Source organism: Vicinamibacterales bacterium (genome assembly GCA_041659285.1).
Lineage (GTDB): Bacteria > Acidobacteriota > Vicinamibacteria > Vicinamibacterales > UBA2999 > 12-FULL-67-14b.
Window position 1 is genome coordinate 351,824 of record JBAZYO010000002.1, and the last position, 17,862, is coordinate 369,685.

Sequence of the window (17,862 nt, forward strand, 5' to 3'; positions counted from 1 at the left end):
ACGCCTCCCTCCGAACCTCAGCAAGGTGTCGGACGTGCGCAGTTTACCACCGGGGCGTTCAGCGCCCGGTCATTCGCGGCGTGTCCCCCTTCACCGAGACCTTCACCAGGGCGGTGGTCCAGCAGCACGCGGCGCCGCCGCCGCCGTTGCCGGAATAGTCGTTGGCCGTGACGTGGAGCAGGTAATCGCCGGGTTCGTCGAACGTCGCCGTGGTCGCGGCCTTGCCCGAGAACGGCTGATCGGGCTTGCCGCCCTTGGTGGCCGTCATCTTCGCGCGCGGGTCGGCAATCGTGACGTTGCCGGGACCGCGGTACTTGGAAATGACCAGTTCCACCGGCGACCCGGCGCTGTTCAGCGGCGTGTTGGCGCCGCTCGAGTACTGCGCGTCGTCGTCAGCCGTGAGGTCGAGCGCCATCGGCACGCCGACCGTCGCCATGCGGGACACGGCCTTGGCGATGGTTCCAATCGGCCCCGTGAACGACTCGCCCGGAGTGCCAAACCGCAGTACCGGCGGCACGTTGTAGCCGCGCGGCCCCTCTTCGGACGCCCGCATCGGCGTGATGTTGTAGTCCGAACTCATGTAGAACGGGACCTTCGACGTGACCCCGTTCACGGTCAGCGTCCAGGTCAGCTTCTGGGTCTTCGCAAACTCCTTCGGCACGGTGTAGATGAACATGCCGTAACGCCGGCCGGTGAGGAAGTGCGTCGGCTGCCCCATGTCGGGCGTGCCGGGCGTGAACATGTTGTTCGGACCGAGGGGCACGTCGACCTCAGCCGCGGTGTTGCGGTTGAAGTAGCCGATCATGAAGGTGTGCGTGCCATCGGCGTTGTCAAACCAGCCCTCGAAGGCCGGCGTAATGCTCGCGCCAAATCCCTTGGGCGGCGTGCTCGGCAGCAGCGTCTGGGCCGAGACCATCGCGCCGCCGGCCACGAGGGCCAGCAGCGCGCCGAATCGCAGGAGGCCTGGTCGCGTCATCGCTGTCGCTCCGTGGTCGCGGGCTTCTTGTGGTCCGCCTGCCACTTTTCGTACTCGGCGTCCGTCAGGTAGACCACGTTCATCCAGGCGTGCGCCATCTCGTCCACCGTGCGGTCCCCGTAGCCCACCCACTGATCAGGATCGGGATTGCTCTTGTTGTTCTTGGTGTTGTCGTACCACGCCGTGACGTGGACGATGGTGCCCTTCGGAAACGCCGGCGCCGCCTCTTCGTCGTAGATGTAGTTGGTCATCCAGTTGAAGTTGAAGTCGGAGACGTAGCTGACGACCTGCGTCGAGCCGTTCGGCAGGATGGCCTCGACCATCATCGCCTTGCCGCGCAGGTGGAAGTGCGGCTGGAAGTTGGTGATGATGGTGTTCTCGCGCAGCACCGTGAAGCCCTCGGTGTGCGAAATCTGGTTGGGCGGAATGTCGAGCGCGCCGGGACCGTTCTTGAGGCCGGTGAACCCGATCAGGTAGCTGCGCTTCTTCGGCTCCTGGCCTTTCGGATAGAGCCAGATTCCGAGTTCGGCACCGGAGGTGATGTCTTCGCCCGCCGCGTGGATGTGGTTGTCCCACGAGATCTTCTCGCCCGGCATGATCAGCTTGCCGGTGCCGTCCATGAAGCGGTCGTAGCCTTTGCCGATGGCCCACTCCATCAACTGCGGACGCCGGTTGACCCGATCGTCGACCGTCGGGTTGGCCGCCACGCCGCCAAAGCCGCGGCCCGTGCCGGTGTTGACGGCATCCACGTTGCCCGGGTTGAGCACCTGGTAGGCGATCGAGTGATGCAGGATTTTGCGGCCCTGGATGTTGGTCGGACGAATCTCCACCATCCTCACCCACCGGGGCTCGGTGACCGGGATGTCGACCAGCGGCCGCCACCAGGAATCCTGGTGCAGCGCCGGCATGGTCTGCTCCGGGGTCTTGACCACGATGTCGGGGGCACCGAAGCCGTCCCGTTCCGCCTGCCAGTAGAGGCCGGTCGCCGCCGCACGCGTCGCCGGCATGTCGGCAGGGTTCCCCTGCGGCGCGCCCTGGTCCACCCAGCGGACAATGGTGTCGATCTGGGCGTCGGTCAGGGACATGTCGTTCTTGAACTTCTGGACGCCGACGCTGCGGTCGATGTGCCACGGCGGCATCTGCCGGGCCGCCACCCGCGCCTTGATCGACCTCGCCCAGGGACGCGCCTCGTCATACGTCATCAGCGACATCGGCGCGATAGAGCCAGGCTCGTGGCACGACTGGCACTTCGACTGGAAGATCGGCGCGACATCCTTGCTGAACGTCGGGGTGGTTGCCGGCTCCGCGGAGGCCGGCGTGACATGCACCGCTAACAGCGCGCAGGCCGCAAGTGCGGCCAACCCAACGTGAACCTTCGGTCCGACCATCTGTGGCTCCCTTCGTAACTGCAGTATCGAGGCGCGACGGCCAGCAACCGGCGCGCAGGGCTCTGGATTGCAGGCGCAACCTGCAAGCAATGTGCCGAGGATGAGCCGGGAAAACCGGTGGGATTTCGGCGACGGTGAGGCGGATCGCTGGGGAAATTTCCGCAGGCGGGGCGAGAAATTCCCCAGCCCATGCGGAAGATTGCCTGGGATTTACTTCAACACGAACTCCGTACGACAACTCTCATCAAGAAGGAAGCCATCCTCGGTCACCCGCACCTCGAGGTGCCCGCCCGGCAGGGGCGGCTTGAGGCTGAGGGCGACGCGCCACAGCCCTTTCGCGAGCGGCTTGCCGACCTGCACCGGCCAACTGCGCGCCACCGGGCCGCCGGCGGGAGCCAGGCCAATGGCCAGGGCACGTTCGTTCAGCTTCTCCGCCGAGACGATCGTGGAGATGGTCATCGGCGCGCCGCGCGGGAACTCGCGCAACGCGGCCCGCTCGCCTGGTTGCTCGAACACGAAGCCGGAGCACTCGGCCTTCTTCGACTTCCCTTCCGGCACCGCCACGGTCGCGAACGCCAGGCCTTCCTTCGGCGCCTCGCCGCCGACCTTGGCCGCAATGCGGACCTGGTAGATCCGCGCGTCCACCGCAAGACGCGCTTCGCCAATCGCGTGCCCGCCTCGCGCGGTGACGACGCCGCTGGTCCGCGCCGCGGCCTTCCCTGCCGGGTCGAGTGCGACCACGACGTAGTCGATGCTCGTCCCGTCCTGCAGCCCGTCGCCAATCTCAAAGGGCACGATGATGCCCCGGCGATTGCCTTCACCCGCGACCGCGGCCGGCGCCAGCGCGATGGGCAGGTCCGCGATCGGCAGCGCCGACTCAATCAAGCTCAGCGCCGTCGTCTGCGTCCCGGTCGATGGCAGGTAGACCCGGCGATGCAGGAGCGACACGCCTGGCGCGCGCGTCCGCACCGTCAGCTTGCGCGCCCGGTTCTTGCCGGACGCGGCAGGCGGCGCATAGCCAATCAGGTAATAGGCGCGGTTCTCGGCCGCGACCCGCGCCAGCGCGGCGTTCGAATCGTTGCCGAGCAGCGCGCGACCGCCCGTGGCCCCGGCCAGATCGCGCACCGTGCCCGTGTCGAACGGCTCAGGGTCGCGGCTGACGTCAGCCGCGGAACTTTGCAGTCCACGGGGATCCACGGTGTAGATGGCCACGTTCGCGGCACGCGCCGTGTCGATCAGTTTCGAAAACACCTCGTCGTCTCGACCGGTGAGGCGGCCCATCTCGACGGCGTCGAAGTAACCGGGCGGCAGGTCGCCGCCGCGGCTGAACCACAGCACCGCCTTGCGCCGGGCCGGAATGCGCCGCAGTTGCTCGACCACCGAGAGGAGCGCCTTGAAACTCTGGCGCCCGTTTTCGCCGACGCCGAACGTCTCAATGGCCGACTCGAGCTCGGCCAGGCTCTCGGCTGCCGATGCGGTTCCGGCGGCCGCCGCGCCAGGCTGCTCGAGACCGAGGTTGCGCTCGCGGCGGCCCGTGATCCGCGGAATGGTGTTCAACGCCAGCGCGCGATCGCTCGTGAGAAAGAATCCTGAATCGCTGCCCGAGCGAATGATCGCGACGTAGTCGTTGGGGAGCAGCGTCTCCTTGAAGAACCGCTCGCTCACCCGCCGCGCCTGCGCGACATCGTCCGCCTGCAGGCCCAGCTCGTCGAGCACGACGACAAACAGCCCGCCTGGCTCGACCTCGTTGGAGGCAATCCCCGGCGGCAAGGGCCGGACCGCCGCCGTGCTGGAGAGATCGACGAACTGGAACGTCTGGACCTGCTGCGGCACGCCGTCTTCGAGGATCTCGAAGTCTTCGGCGCGGAGGTTGTGCACCGGCGCGCCGTTGGCACTGGTCGCCACCACGTCGATCGTCACCAGGTCGACACCGGAGCGAAACGTGGTCGGCGGCTGGGGCTGTTGTGCGAACCCGGTGGCCAGAGCCAAGCCCACGCCGAGGACGATGAGTGCCCCTCTGATCATGGGGTCCATGTTACGTCACCATACGCGTACGCTTACGGCGTTCAGAATCGCCAGGCCGTACCGACATGCACCAGGCGCGGATGGCCCGGCAAGATGCCTCGCGATCGATCGATGATGAACAGTCGGTCGTCAAGATTCTTGATCGCCAGGAACACCGAACCGCCGCTTCTCGGGATCCGCCACGACGCGGCCAGGTTCAGGTATGCGTAGGCCGGAATCAGGCCGCGCTGACCGTCGGCACTGCCGGTAACGGTGTTCAGGTCGTCGGCGAACTGGCCGCCCACGCGCTGAATTTCCAGCTGCAGGTCGAGGCCGACGGCATGGCGATATCCTGCGGTCGCGGAGGCAGTGGCCTCCGGCGCGTAAGGCAAGCGGTTCCCGGAGATGCTGATGTCTGCAAACCCGGGGACGTTGCTGGTGCGCACGCCGCTAAAGCGGGCCACAGGAAGCCATGTGTAGGCCGCGCCCAGGTACAAGTCATGACCGGTGCCTCGCAGATGACGCCAGTCGACGTCCAGGCCACCCTCCACGCCCTGGTGCAACGTCTGGCCGCCGTTAGTGAGGGCCGTGCCGACGCCGCCAGCCAGGCTCGCAGGAATAATCTGGTTCGCATAGTCGAGGCGGAACGCCGTGGCCTGCACCTTCACACCGCCGATGCGGACCCGCCCGCCGGCTTCATAGTTCCAGCTTCGCTCCGGCTCGAGGTCCACGGTACCGCCAGTGGTGTTGTTGATCACGTCTTCCGCACGCGCGGGCCCGAAGCCTCGGTGGACGCCGGCAAACACCGTGTGATCCGGACCTGGTCCCCATGAGACACCCAGACCGGGGACCAACTCGGTCGTCGAGGTGTCGCCCGATACGCCCAGCAACCGGTTGGTCCGTGTGTAGCTGATGCGCTCGATGCGGGCGCCAGGCGTGACGGTCCAGCTCCCCGCCAGCCACCGGTGCTGCACAAAGGCCGAGACCGCGTCGGTTGTCCGGACGTTACTCTCCACCAGCACGCCGCGGCGTGCCGTCGGGGTCTCACCGTTTTCCTGCAACCGATCCTGGCGTTCGCCGTGCACCCGAACCCCAAAATCGAGCTCCTGGCGCGAGCCGGCGACGAAGTCATGGCGCGCGCGCAGTTCGGCGCCGACCTGCCGATAGCGGCGCAGCCGCCCCTCGTTGCCGCATGAGATGTTGAGGTTGGCCATGCCCGCGCATTGCGGGTCGGCGGCGTCGTTCGGCCGCTGTCCCGAATTGCTGGATTGCCGCCACCAGTCGCGTGCGAAGTGAGAGGCGTAGGCGGAAGCGGTCATCGCCACGCGCGACCATAGCAGCGCCCGATACACGGCAGTGGCACCGGTCCGATCCCCGTCAAACCGATCGTTGGAAAACGGGTTCTGCCTGGGAGCGCGGCGATACTCCAGTTCGCGCAGGCCGCTGTAGGTCACCTGCGACCGCTCGCCGTAGTAGTTGCCTTTCAGGGCCAGCTGACGCGTCGGACCAAAGGCGCGGCTGACCTTCGCCATCACGTCGACCAGCCCGCTGTGCACGTTCTCTCGCGCGCCGTCACTTTGTTTTCGCAACGCGTGCGTCAAGAACCCCGTGTTGCCCCACGTGCCGCCGATCGTTCCCCCCGCATTCAGATAGCCCCGATTGCCGGCGGTGACGGCAATCGCCCCCTTGGGGTGCGACGGCGTGTCGGGAGTGATGTAGTTCAGCACGCCCCCGAGTGTGACCGGACCGTATGCGATCTGGCTCGACCCCTTGAGCACCTCGACTCGATCGAAACGGTCGATCGGAGGATGGTAATAGCTGGCATTGTCCCCATAGGGGGCATAGGACACGGGCAGGCCGTCCTCGAGCAGCAGGACTTTGGACGATCGCGTCGGATTGAGCCCACGAAGGCCGATGTTCGGCCGCAAGCCCAAGCCCTCCTCGTCCCGGACGACGACGCCAGGGATCTTCCGGAGCGCCTCGCTGGTGGTGAACACGTGCGAGGCTTCGAGAGTCTCGCGCGTCAGCAGGTCGAAGCCGCCGGGGAGACGACGCCGCATTTCTTCGGACCCCACCAGCCTGGTGCCGATCACCGTCAACTCCTCGGCGAGTCCGCCAGGCCGCAATCGCAGTTCAATCACGACCGGCAGGGCGTCCACGGTCACGTGTGCCTCGGTCAGAGAGAAGCCGTCGAGTTGGGCCACGACCTCGTAGTCACCGGGCTCGAGCGATTGGAGCACAAAGCCGCCAGCCGCGTCGGACACGGCCGATGCGGAGGCCGGATCAGACGAAAGGCGAGCAGTGACACGTGCACCAGGCACCCGGGCGCCGGTGATGTCCACGACGTGACCGGAAATGGCGGCTCGCGACTGCGCGATGACGGGATGAAGATTTGACAAAGCGGAGATGGCAACAACAACGAACGTGGTCACACCTAACGAGCGCATCAGATTACCTCCGGCGATTGAGGACACCCTCACGCCAGGACTTGTTGGACTACCGCGTCGGCGAGCGGAACTGAATCGTTCAGACACGGCAGAAATCGAACCCGCAGACCCGGTGTGGCGGCGGCGGCCAGCCGACCCTCGAGCTGACTCTCAGCGTTGTCGGCCAGGAAGCCGTAGGGGTAATAGACGGCTTCCGTGAACCCGGCGTCGGCCACGCGCGCCAGCGTTTCTTCGACCGGCGGCTCGGTCCAGCGGCCGCCACGCGTGTGATTGAGCCAGCCGTTCAGGATCAACCCAAAGCGCGGCGCCAGGCGTTTGCGGATGGCGCCGTACAACCGCTCGGTCACGCACCGTCCTGTGTCGATGGGACGGGCAGGCTCGATCAGGGTGCCGTGCGCGGCCAGGACCAGAGCCGTGTTGGGCCCGGTGCCGGTCTCTCCCGCTTCCCTTAGAACGTGCCGCGCCGAGATGTCGGCAAGTTGTTCCACATCGAGGGCCGGCAACACACGCACCGGTGCGCTGCGGCGCGACCGCTTCAGCGCCGACTGCGCCGACTGCCGCGACAGTTCGTGCGTGAACGCTGAATCAGCCGCATACATCGGGGCCACCCACACCGGCTCATCGCCCGGAATGCCGTGGAGCACCACATTCAATGACGGCTGCCGGAATTCGTAGGCGACGTGCACGGTCCATGAACCGGCCGGGTGCGCCGCGAGCGCGGCGCGGGCCGCGTTGGCCTGCGCGCCGGTGATCAGTTCGAGCGGTGAGGAGTAGGCATACTCCTGCCACAGCCGCCGCCGGCCACGTGCCCGCGACCAGGCGATGAACGGAATCGCGGGCTGCGGAATGTCGGCGATGGAACGCGTCAACCCTTGCAGGATGCGCCAGGAGTAGACGAGTTGCTCGACGAATGACGGCGTCAGCGGCTCGCCGTAGGTGACGAGGACGAGATGTCGCATGGTCATGAGGTGGGGCGCAGCTGCAAGGCGATGGACCGGGCGGTGCGGCGCGCCGCCGCAATGGCCTGGTTGAACGAGACGCCGTCGCAGGCGGTGCCGCACACGTCGAGGCCCGGATGACCGGCCAACCGCGCACGGATGCCGTCCACCCGATCGGCGTGCCCGACGGTGTACTGGGCAATCGCCGCCGGCCATCGGAAGATGTCGTGACGCAGGGGCCGGGTGGCTATGCCCATGATGCGGAGCAACTCGCTTCGCGCGAGGCCCAACAACGCCGACTCGTCGAAGCCGGCTACATCGGGCCGCCGCGCGCCGCCCAGGAACACGCGGACGAGCGCCATGCCTTGCGGTGCGCGCCCGGGAAAGATCGAGGACTCCCACAGCACACCCAGTGTTGCCAGCTGCTCGGAGCGTGCGACCAGGCAGCCGTATCCATCAAGGGGACGCGGCAGTGAGGCCGCCGCGTAGCGGAGCGCCACGACGGCCAGCCCGGCATAAGGAATTGACGCCAGCTCGCAGGCCAGCTCGCGATCCAGTTCGCGAACGATGGCGGCCGTGCGATGCGCGGGGGTGGTGAAGACAACCCGATCGGCGGCGATGGTGGTCCCGTCACTCAGCCGCACGTGCCAGCAGCCGGCGGCGCGGGTCAGATTCGTGATGGCGCGGCCGGTCTTGATGCGGGGTGCCATGCGGCCGGCCAACGTGCGCGTCAGCGTTCCGAGTCCCCTGGTGAAACTGACCAGCCGGGCGCGGCCGGTGGCCGCCTTGCGCCGCGCCAGCGCGGCGCGAAACAGGCTGCCATGCTCGCGTTCCCACTCCACCAACACGGGAAACTGCGACCGCACTGACAGCTCCCGGCTGTCCCCCGCGGAAATGCCCGATACCGCGGTGTCCACCAGCGCCTCCGCGACCTCGCGTCCCAGTCGGCGTTCGGCAAACTCGAAGACCGTTTCGTCGGCGTGCGGCGGCGCCGAGGCCGCCCACGGTTCCCTCAAGAGGCGCAGTTTGGCTCGCCAACTGATGGCCGTGGAAGTCAGCAGCGCCGGTGGTGAGTCAGGAACCTGCGCCAGGGCGCCGTGCCGATAGATGAAGCGCCGCCGGGCGGCAGGGTTGGCGGTGACGAGATCGCCCGTGAGTCCGAGTTCCTCGACCAGCGCCATCGTTTCGGGTTCGCGATCAAGGAACCCGTTCGGTCCGGTCTCGATCAGCCAGTCCCCGTCGTCGATGGTTCGGGCGTGGCCCCCGGCCTCAGTTGCCGACTCGATGAGCAACACATCGACGGCGGCGCCCTGCCGCGCCGCTTCAGCCTCGAGCGTGAATGCCAAGGTGAGGCCGGCAATGCCGCCACCGGCCACGATTACGCGTGGTGTCGTCATACGGTGCGGCTGAAGACCGGCTTGGGACCTTCGGTCCTGGCCCGGAGATACCGATCGAAGACCATGCACACGTTCCTGACAAACAGCCGGCCGAGCGGCGTGACGTCGATCGACGCGTCGCCGACGGCGACCAGGCCATCTGTGGACGGCGACTCGGGAGCGGTCAGCTCCCGCAACTCCGCGGCGAAGTAGTTTGAGAAATCGATGCCAAAATCGGCTTCGATCTGCCTGATGTCAACCCGGAAGGTACACATCAGCCCGGCGATCACCTGCCGGCGGACCAGGTCATCGGCCGACAATTCGTAGCCCCGGGCAATAGCGAAGCGCCCGGCGCCGACCGCGGCGTAGTACTCCGGCAGCTTCTTCGTGTTCTGCACGAAGGCGCCGTGGACCTCGCCGATGCCCGAGACCCCGACCGCCACCATGTCCGGCGTCTTCTGAACCGTGTAGCCCATGAAGTTGCGATGCAGGTCGCCACGTTCGACGGCCTGGCCGAGGTCGTCGGCCGGCAGCGCGAAGTGGTCCATGCCGATCTGGCGGTAACCGGCGCCGACGAAGGCGTCGATGGTCAGGGCCAGCAGTTCGAGCTTGAGCCGCGCCGAGGGCATCTCCTCGTTCGCCAGCGTCTTCATGTGCGCGCGCATCCAGGGCACGAACGCGAACGAATACGCCGCCACGCGATCCGGCCTCAGGGCCACCGTCAGTTCCAGCGTGCGCCGAAAGCTGTCCACGGTCTGCAGCGGCAGGCCGTAAATCAGGTCCACGTTGACCGACGAGAAACCCGCGGCCCGCGCCTCGACGATCTGGCTGCGGGTCAGTTCGTGGCTCTGCTCGCGGTTGATGGCGTGCTGGACTTCCGGCGAGAAGTCCTGGACGCCCATCGACAGCCGGTTGAAGCCGAGGGCCCGCAACCTGCGAAGGTGAACGACGCTGGTGACGCGGGGGTCGATCTCGATGCCGAGCTCGGCGTCGGCCGTGAACGTGAAGTGGCGATGAATGCGATCGAAGACGCGAGCGAGCTGATCGGCCTCGTAGTACGTCGGGGTGCCGCCGCCCCAGTGCATTTGCGACACCGCGCGGCGGCGAGGCAGCTCCGCCGCCAGCAGATCGATCTCCTGGTCGAGCGCGTCCAGGTAGCCGGCCGCCACGTCGCGGTGGCTGGTGATGATGACGTTGCAGCCACAGAACGCGCAGCGCGCTTCGCAAAACGGCAGATGCGCGTACAGCGACAGCGGGTGCTGCGCATCGGCGTCAACCCTGGCCAGCCGCTCCCGATAGTGCGAGTCGCCGACGCCCTCGTGAAATTCCACGGCGGTCGGGTACGAGGTGTAGCGCGGGCCGGGACGATCGTAACGCTCCAGCAGCGCCAGGGTGGAGGGCGCGGCGCCGATCAGGTCGCGCATGATGCCTCGGTGACGGCAAAGCAGTGCACTTCCTCGATCAACGCCTCGACCGACGCGATCGGCGTCTCGGGGAGGATGCCGTGCCCCAGGTTCATGATGTGGCCCGGGCGGCCGGCCATCCGCCGCAGTACGTCGGCAGCGCGTGCGCGCACCACCGCCGGGTCGGCGAAGAGGGCGTGCGGATCCAGGTTGCCCTGCAGCGCGACGGCCGGCCCGACGCGGGCCGCGACGTGATCGATCGGCGTCCGCCAGCACACGCCAAGCACCTCGGCGCCGGCCGACGCCGCCGCTTCGATCAGGTGGGGCGCGCCGTTGACGAAATAGATGATCGGCACGCCGAGGCTCCGCACGCCATCGATAATCTGCTTCACGTAGGGCAGCGCGAATCGATCGTAGTCGGCCGCGCCGAGGATGCCCGCCCACGAGTCGAAGATCTGGACCGCCTGCACCCCCGCCTCCACTTGCATCCGCAGGTAGTCCACCATGGCGGCCGCCAGTTTTTCGAGCAAGGCTTCAAGGGTCGCCGGTTCGGCGAACATCATCCGCTTGACGGCACCGAACCCCTCCTTGCCTTCGCCTTGCACGAGGTACGCCGCCAGCGTGAACGGCGCTCCACAGAACCCGATCAGCGGCACCTTGCCCTCGAGTTCGCGCCGCAGCAGGCGGACCGCGTCGGCCACGAACGGCACCACCTCGGCGGCCGGTTGCGCTTCGAGCGCGTCCACCTGGGCTCGCGACCGAATCGGATCCGCGATCTTCGGCCCCGGTGAGAACGTCATGCGGATGCCGAACGCGTCGAGCGGCAGCAGGATGTCCGAGAAGAGGATCGCCGCATCCAGCGGAAACCGCCGCAACGGCTGCAGCGTCACCTCCGCGGCGAGTTCCGGGGTCCGGCACAGGGTCAGAAACTCGACGCGGCTGCGCAGTTCGCGGTATTCCGGCAGGTAGCGGCCGGCCTGGCGCATGATCCACAGCGGCGTCCGGTCCACGGGCTGCCGCCGGCAGGCGCGCAGGAATCGGTCGTTCATCGGGTCATCTCCCGGAAGGTCATGCGGGCGGCCTCGACGGTTTGCGCGATCGCTGCCTGGTCGTGCGCCATCGAAACGAAGGCCGACTCAAACGGCGACGGTGGCAGCAGCACGCCGCGGGCGAGCATGCCTCGGAAGAAGGTGGCGTACGCCTCGCGGTCGACCCCTGCCGCGTCCGCCCAGGACCGCACCGGACCACCCGAGAAGAACAGGGTCCACATCGACCCCACGCGCTGAACGAGCGCGGCCACGCCTGCGGCGGCAATCGCCTGCCGTAGCGACGACTCGAGCGCTTCCCCCGTGCGCTCCAGGCCCTCGTAGAGATCCGGCGTGGCATCGATGGCCTCGAACGCCGCCAGTCCCGCCGCCACCGCAAGCGGATGCGCGGCATAGGTTCCTGCCTGATAGACCGGTCCGGCGGGAGCCACCAGGTTCATCAGCTCTCGCCGGCCGCCGAACGCCGCCAGCGGTAGCCCGCCGCCGGCCACCTTGCCAAGCGTGATCAGATCCGGTGTCACGCCGAAGCGCGCGGCGGCGCCGCCGCGGGCGACCCGGAACCCGGTCATCACCTCATCGAAGATCAGCACGGCACCGTGCCGCGTGCAACGCTCGCGTAAGGCGTGCAGGAATCCCGCGGCTGGGGGCACGCAGCCCATGTTGCCCATCACCGGCTCCACGATCAGCGCGGCGATCTCGCCGGGGTAACGGTCGAAGCAGCGGTCGACGCTGGCCAGGTCGTTGAACTCGGCCACCACCGTGTCGGCGGCGGTGCCGGCGGTCACGCCTGGCGAATCCGGAACACCGATCGTGGCCGCGCCGGAGCCGGCACTGACCAGGAACATGTCGGCGTGGCCGTGGTATCCCCCCGCGAACTTGATGAGGCGCGGGCGGCTGGTCGCGGCCCGCGCCACGCGCACGGCGCTCATCGTCGCTTCCGTGCCGGTCACCACCAGGCGGACCATCTCGCAACCCGGCACGCGCGCGGTGATGCGCTCGGACAGCTCAACTTCCGGCGAAGACGCCAGGCCGAAGACGACGCCGCGGGCCACCGCATCGACAATGGCCTTGGCGATCGCCGGGTGGTCGTGGCCCAGCAAGGCCGGGCCCCACCCTCCGATCCAATCCACGAAACGGCGCCCGTCCAGGTCTGTGACATGGGCGCCATGCGCCTCGGCGATCGCCAGCGGCTGCATACCCATGGCCTTGAACGCCCGCACCGGCGAGTGCACGCCGCCCGGCGAGATGCGCAGCGCCCTCGCCTCCCATTCGATCGCGATCGGCGATGCGCCGATCACGATGCCCTGCCCGACAGCGCGATGGCCAGCGGCTTAGCGAAATAGGTGATCAGGATGGTGGCGCCGGCCCGCCGCAAGCTCACAGCCGTCTCGAACATCGCGCGATCCAGGTCAAGCCAGCCGCGGTCCGCGGCGGCGTGCATCATCGCGAACTCCCCAGACACCTGGTAGGCCACCACCGGCACGTTCACGCACTCGCGCACGGCGCGGATCACATCCAGATACGGCAAGCCTGGCTTCACCATCACCATGTCCGCGCCCTCCTCAACATCCGCCATTGCCTCGCGCAGCGCCTCGCGAACGTTGGGCGGGTCCATCTGATACCCGCGCCGATCGCCGCTCTGTGGCGTGGATCCGGCGGCCTCGCGGAAGGGGCCGTAGAAGGCGGACGCGTACTTGACCGCGTAGGAGACGATGGCGCGATCGGCGAAGCCGGCGCCGTCCAATGCGGTTCGGATGGCCGCGACGCGACCGTCCATCATGTCGGACGGCGCAATCACGTCCGCGCCCGCGCGCGCATACGTGAGAGCCGCCTGCGCCAGCAGCGGCAGGCTGGCATCGTTGTCCACCTCGGCCTCGTGGAGCAGGCCGCAGTGGCCGTGATCGGTGTATTCACACAGGCAGACGTCCGCCCACACGCTGATCGCCGGGGCGGCCACCTTGATCAACTTGATCGCCTGTGGCACCGGGCCTTCGTCATCCCACGCGCCGCTGCCCTCGGCGTCCTTACGTGAGGGCACGCCGAACAGCAAGACCGCGCGAATGCCCAAGGCCGACAACGCCGCCGCCTCGAGCACCGCGAGGTCCGGCGACAGCCGCGCCTGACCGGGCATCGAGGCGATTGGTTCGCGCCGGCCGTGCCCATCGCACACGAACAAGGGCGCCACGAGCTGCCCGGCTGAGAGCCGCGTTTCGGCGACGAGTTCGCGGATCGCGGCGGTCCGACGCAAGCGGCGGCCGCGATGGAAATGGGTGTTCATGCCGGTGCTCGTACGGGCGCTGACGCACACTCCGCGAGAATGTCGCCTGCCCCTTGCTCGACAAGGCGCGCTGCCGCGAGGCGCCCAAGCGCGACCGGGTCGGCGCCAGTCATCGCCAGGCGAATCGCGATCGGGGTCCGCACGCCAAAAACACCGGCCGCAAGGTGGATGCCCGCGGGCAGCGCCGTGGCAATCGCCCCGACCGGGACCGAGCACCCGCCACCCAGCGCGTGCAGCAAGGCGCGCTCGGCGTCAACCGCCCGCCTGGATGGAGGGTCGTCGAGGACCGCAAGCCGGCGGCAGACGTCCGCCTCCGTCGCTCGGCATTGCACCGCCAAGGCGCCTTGAGCGGGAGCAGGCATGATCACGCCCGTCGAGAACGTTTCCGTGATCGTGTGCTCGAGGCCGAGCCGCTCGAGCCCGGCGCGTGCCAGGATCACGGCGTCGAGGTCCGCGCCTACTCGTGCGACGCGCGTCGGAAGGTTCCCGCGCAATGGCACGAGGTCGAGGTCGGCGCGAAGCAGGCGCGCTTGCGCCATGCGTCGCGTGCTGCAGGTGCCGACGCGGGCGCCGGCAGGCAGCCGCTCGAAGGTCAGGCCATCGCGGGCGCACAGCACGTCTTCCACGGGACCGCGGCTGGGGATGGCCGCCACCACGAGCGCGGCGCTCGACTCCACCGGCAGGTCTTTGTAGCTGTGAACGGCGACGTCGATGTGTCCCGCCATCAGCGCCTGCTCCAAGGCCGCGGTGAAGAACCCCGTTCCCTCGACGTGCCAGAGCGGCACATCGAGGATGCGATCGCCCGCCGACACGATTTCCACCAGTTCGACCTCGAGACCGGCATGAGCCGCGGCCAGACGGGCGGCAATATGGCGGCTCTGCCACAACGCCAGCGCACTTCCGCGCGTGCCGAGGCGCAGTTTCATGCCTCGGCCTGCCCGGCGCGTGATGCGGTCGCGCCGGTCCCGCCTGAGGCCGACGGCCGAAGCGCCTCGCGGTCCGCCCACCGCCGCAGCCACGCCAGTTCCCGCGCAATCACGGCCTCCACACGGGGCGCCTCGCTCGACCGCTGCGCGCGGGTGGCGTCGGCCGCCTCCGCGAGAAGGCCCAAGTCGATGCGTTCAACGCCACCGGCCACGACGGGCTCGACGCTCGGCGGCATCGACAGGTCAACAATGAACAGCGGCCGCCCGCCGGCATGCCGCGCGCGCAAGTGCTCGCGGGTGATCAACCACTCGCTGCCGTTCACGGCCGAGATGATGGCGTCGGCGCGGAGGATTTCGTCCTGAAGGGCGTCAAGCCCGACGGCCTCGGCGCTGACGCCACGAGCCAGTTCCACGGCACGAGCGGCGGTCCGGTTGGCGATGACCAGCGACCCGGCGCCGGCGGCCTTCAAGTGGCGGGCGACCTTTCGCGCGGTGTCTCCCGCGCCGACGATCAAGACGCGGCAATCGGCGAGAGGCACCCGCGCCGACAGCCAGTGAATGCCGGTTGACGCCACGGACACGGCGCCCTGGCCGATGGCGGTTTCCGCACGGGCGGCGCGGCCGGCGCGAATGGCGCCACGAAAGACGCCGACCATGAAGCGGCGGGCGCCGCGCGAGGTGTCCAGTGCCCGGCGCGCCTGCCCCAGCACCTCGGCTTCGCCGACCACCGCCGACTCGAGGCCGGTACAAACCCGGAACAGATGGTGGGCGGCCGCCTCGCCGGCCAGCCATGACGCGGGCCCGGTAAGGTCCTCAGGGCGCGCACCAATGGCCGTCGCCAGGCTGCCGGCCGCGACCACATCGTCCTGGGGATCGCGGCAGCACCAGTACAACTCGACCCGATTGCAGGTCGTCAGCAGGATGGACTCGATGCCGTGGCTGGTCATCGAAGCGTGAATTTCGGCGGCGGCGCCCGGTGTGGCCGCCAGGGCGGCGAGGCCGTCCATGCCGTGAGTCCGATGGCTGATCGACAGAACGCGGAGAGGCGCGAGCGCGGAGGGCGTTGACGGCGATATCGCTGGCGAAGGAGCAAGCACGGTTACGCCCAGACTAGCGAGCGCGTGCCGCCGCGACAATTCGCAAGAGTGCGGAGGACGCCTCCGTAGAACTACGGAGACGGCAGATCGACGATGCCTTCGCGGATCGCCACCTGCGTGAGCAGCGCCACCGATCGCACGCCCAGCTTGCGCATCAGGTTTGCCCGATGCGTCTCGACCGTGCGGGTGCCGATGTCCAGCGTCGCGGCAATCTCCTTGGTCGTCAAACCACGGGCCAGCAGGATCAGGACCTCCCGTTCACGGTCGGTCAGGGCGCGCAGATCGGGCATGGCGGGGCTGCTGCCCTTGAGAAGCGCCGCCATCTGCTGCTGAATCGCCGGACTGAAATACGTCCGGCCGGCCATCACGGCATCGATCGACGCGGTCAGGTCCTGGACGGCGGAATCCTTCAGCAGGTAGCCGTTGGCTCCCTCTTCCATGGCCCGGACCACGTATTCGCGGCCGGCGTGCATGGTCAGGACGATCACCTTCAGATCGGGGCGCTCGGCCTTGGCCACGCGCAGCACCTCGATCCCGTCGAGGCCTTCCATCTTCAGGTCGAGCACCAGCACGTCGGCCGCGACCGTTCGCAGGGTGTCGACCGCCTCGTCGCCGTTGGCAGCTTCGCCCACGACGACACATCCCGAACGCGACTCGATGATCCGGCGAATGCCGGCGCGCACGAGCGTGTGATCGTCGGCGAGGATCACCCGCACCCCGGCCTTGCTCACGAGCTGATCTCCACAGGAATCCGCGCCTCGACGCGCACACCCGGGACGTCATAACCGGACACCGAGAGCGTGCCGCCTGCCGCGGTGACGCGCTCCTGCATGCCGAGCCAGCCCAGGCTGGGATGGGCGCCGGGCGACAGCCCCTGCCCATCATCTTCCACAGTCAGGATCACGCTGCGATCGCCGACCTCGAGACGCGCGCGCACCATGCTGGCGCAGGCGTGGCGGACGGCATTGGTCAGGGCTTCCTGCATGACGCGATAGATCACCACCTCGACGTCGGCCGGGAGCGCGTGCGTGCCGGACATCTCGAGCGCGACCGGCAGCCGCGACCGCTCCGACACATCGGCCGCGAGGGCCCTGAGCGCGGCGGCGAGGCCCAGATCGTCCAGGGCCGAAGGCCGCAAGAGGTTGCTGAGGTCTCGTACCTGCGCCAGCGCCTGCCCCACTCGCGCGCCGGCACTGGTGTGACCATCGAGGTCGAGTTCGATCTTGACGGCGGTCAAGGCCTGCCCGGCCTCGTCATGCAATTCACGGGCGATGCGCCGCCGTTCATCTTCTTGCGCCCTCAGCAGCAGCCGGGTCAATTGTTCGAGTTCCGCGGTTCTGGCGGCCAACCGCGCCCGCTCATCGCCGAGGACCAGGAAGAGCAAACCGAGGCTGATTGCAAACAGGAACAGCACGTCGATGAAGACACCGTAAAGCACGGCCGCGCCAAAGCCGCGCAGAAGCGGATAGTCGAGATGATGGACGCCCCACAGCACAAACGCCCAGGTCAACACCGTCGTCGCGCCGCTGGGGCGTTTTCCACGGGCGCGCCAGAACACGATGCCGGTCCAGATGGTGACCGACGCCAGCAGGATGGTCGAGGTGACGCCGGCCACGAGCATGCTGTGCATGCCGAAGATCGTCAGCCACGCCCAGGCGACCATCAACGGCGCGATCACCAGATGCCACGGGCGCCAGACGAAGCCCCGCGAGAACTGCCAGGCGGCCACCAGCAGCAACATGGCGCTGAGGCCGGTCATGACCTGGTGAACAAACAGCCAGATCATGTCGCGTCGAACCAGGAAGGCCGACATCGCCGACAGCCGCACCACGTAGAGGAACCAGGCGGCGGACCAGGTGAGGAAGTAGTCGCGCCGCTGGCGCAACCACAACACGTAACAGGTGATCGCCAGCGCCGTGGTCAGCACCGACTGGAAGCCCAGGACGCTGCACTCGACAAACGTGCGATCGAGAGTCACGACTG

Annotated in this window: 14 protein-coding genes; all 14 read right to left on the reverse strand. The window is 68.1% G+C overall.

Annotation, left to right across the window (positions count from 1 at the left end):
• Window positions 1-58: 58 nt before the first annotated feature.
• Window positions 59-976 carry a hypothetical protein gene (locus WC815_04170; GenBank protein MFA5907954.1) on the reverse strand — a complete coding sequence of 306 codons (918 nt, stop codon included), beginning with the start codon at window positions 974-976 and terminating at the stop codon, window positions 59-61.
• Window positions 973-2,364: a cytochrome c gene (locus WC815_04175; protein MFA5907955.1), complete on the reverse strand. Its 1,392-nt coding sequence runs from the start codon at window positions 2,362-2,364 to the stop codon at window positions 973-975. The genes WC815_04170 and WC815_04175 overlap by 4 nt, the downstream gene beginning before the upstream one ends.
• A 210-nt stretch (window positions 2,365-2,574) precedes the next feature.
• Window positions 2,575-4,389 carry a VWA domain-containing protein gene (locus WC815_04180; GenBank protein MFA5907956.1) on the reverse strand — a complete coding sequence of 605 codons (1,815 nt, stop codon included), beginning with the start codon at window positions 4,387-4,389 and terminating at the stop codon, window positions 2,575-2,577.
• A gap of 41 nt (window positions 4,390-4,430) precedes the next feature.
• Entirely contained in the window at window positions 4,431-6,842 is a 2,412-nt protein-coding gene (locus tag WC815_04185) for a TonB-dependent receptor (protein ID MFA5907957.1), read from the reverse strand.
• Window positions 6,843-6,844: 2 nt separating this feature from the next.
• Window positions 6,845-7,774: a ferrochelatase gene (locus tag WC815_04190; GenBank protein MFA5907958.1), complete on the reverse strand. Its 930-nt coding sequence runs from the start codon at window positions 7,772-7,774 to the stop codon at window positions 6,845-6,847.
• Window positions 7,775-7,776: 2 nt separating this feature from the next.
• The gene (gene hemG, locus WC815_04195; protein MFA5907959.1) at window positions 7,777-9,150 is read right to left on the reverse strand and encodes a protoporphyrinogen oxidase; all 1,374 of its coding nucleotides are present in this window, start codon (window positions 9,148-9,150) and stop codon (window positions 7,777-7,779) included.
• Window positions 9,147-10,553 (reverse strand): oxygen-independent coproporphyrinogen III oxidase, encoded by a 1,407-nt coding sequence (hemN, locus tag WC815_04200; protein MFA5907960.1) that lies wholly within the window; start codon window positions 10,551-10,553, stop codon window positions 9,147-9,149. Before hemN ends, hemG begins: the two co-directional genes overlap by 4 nt.
• Window positions 10,541-11,581, reverse strand: coding sequence for a uroporphyrinogen decarboxylase (gene hemE, locus WC815_04205; protein MFA5907961.1), 1,041 nt, complete (start codon window positions 11,579-11,581; stop codon window positions 10,541-10,543). Before hemE ends, hemN begins: the two co-directional genes overlap by 13 nt.
• Window positions 11,578-12,876, reverse strand: coding sequence for a glutamate-1-semialdehyde 2,1-aminomutase (hemL, locus tag WC815_04210; protein MFA5907962.1), 1,299 nt, complete (start codon window positions 12,874-12,876; stop codon window positions 11,578-11,580). The genes hemE and hemL overlap by 4 nt, the downstream gene beginning before the upstream one ends.
• Window positions 12,873-13,856, reverse strand: a complete 984-nt coding sequence (gene hemB, locus WC815_04215) for a porphobilinogen synthase (GenBank protein ID MFA5907963.1) — start codon at window positions 13,854-13,856, stop codon at window positions 12,873-12,875. The genes hemL and hemB overlap by 4 nt, the downstream gene beginning before the upstream one ends.
• On the reverse strand, window positions 13,853-14,782 hold the full coding sequence (hemC, locus tag WC815_04220; protein ID MFA5907964.1) for a hydroxymethylbilane synthase: 930 nt from the start codon (window positions 14,780-14,782) through the stop codon (window positions 13,853-13,855). The genes hemB and hemC overlap by 4 nt, the downstream gene beginning before the upstream one ends.
• Window positions 14,779-15,879 (reverse strand): NAD(P)-dependent oxidoreductase, encoded by a 1,101-nt coding sequence (locus WC815_04225; protein ID MFA5907965.1) that lies wholly within the window; start codon window positions 15,877-15,879, stop codon window positions 14,779-14,781. The genes hemC and WC815_04225 overlap by 4 nt, the downstream gene beginning before the upstream one ends.
• Before the next feature lie 71 nt (window positions 15,880-15,950).
• Entirely contained in the window at window positions 15,951-16,610 is a 660-nt protein-coding gene (locus WC815_04230) for a response regulator transcription factor (protein ID MFA5907966.1), read from the reverse strand.
• Window positions 16,607-17,857: a sensor histidine kinase gene (locus WC815_04235; GenBank protein MFA5907967.1), complete on the reverse strand. Its 1,251-nt coding sequence runs from the start codon at window positions 17,855-17,857 to the stop codon at window positions 16,607-16,609. Before WC815_04235 ends, WC815_04230 begins: the two co-directional genes overlap by 4 nt.
• Between the last annotated feature and the right edge of the window lie 5 nt (window positions 17,858-17,862).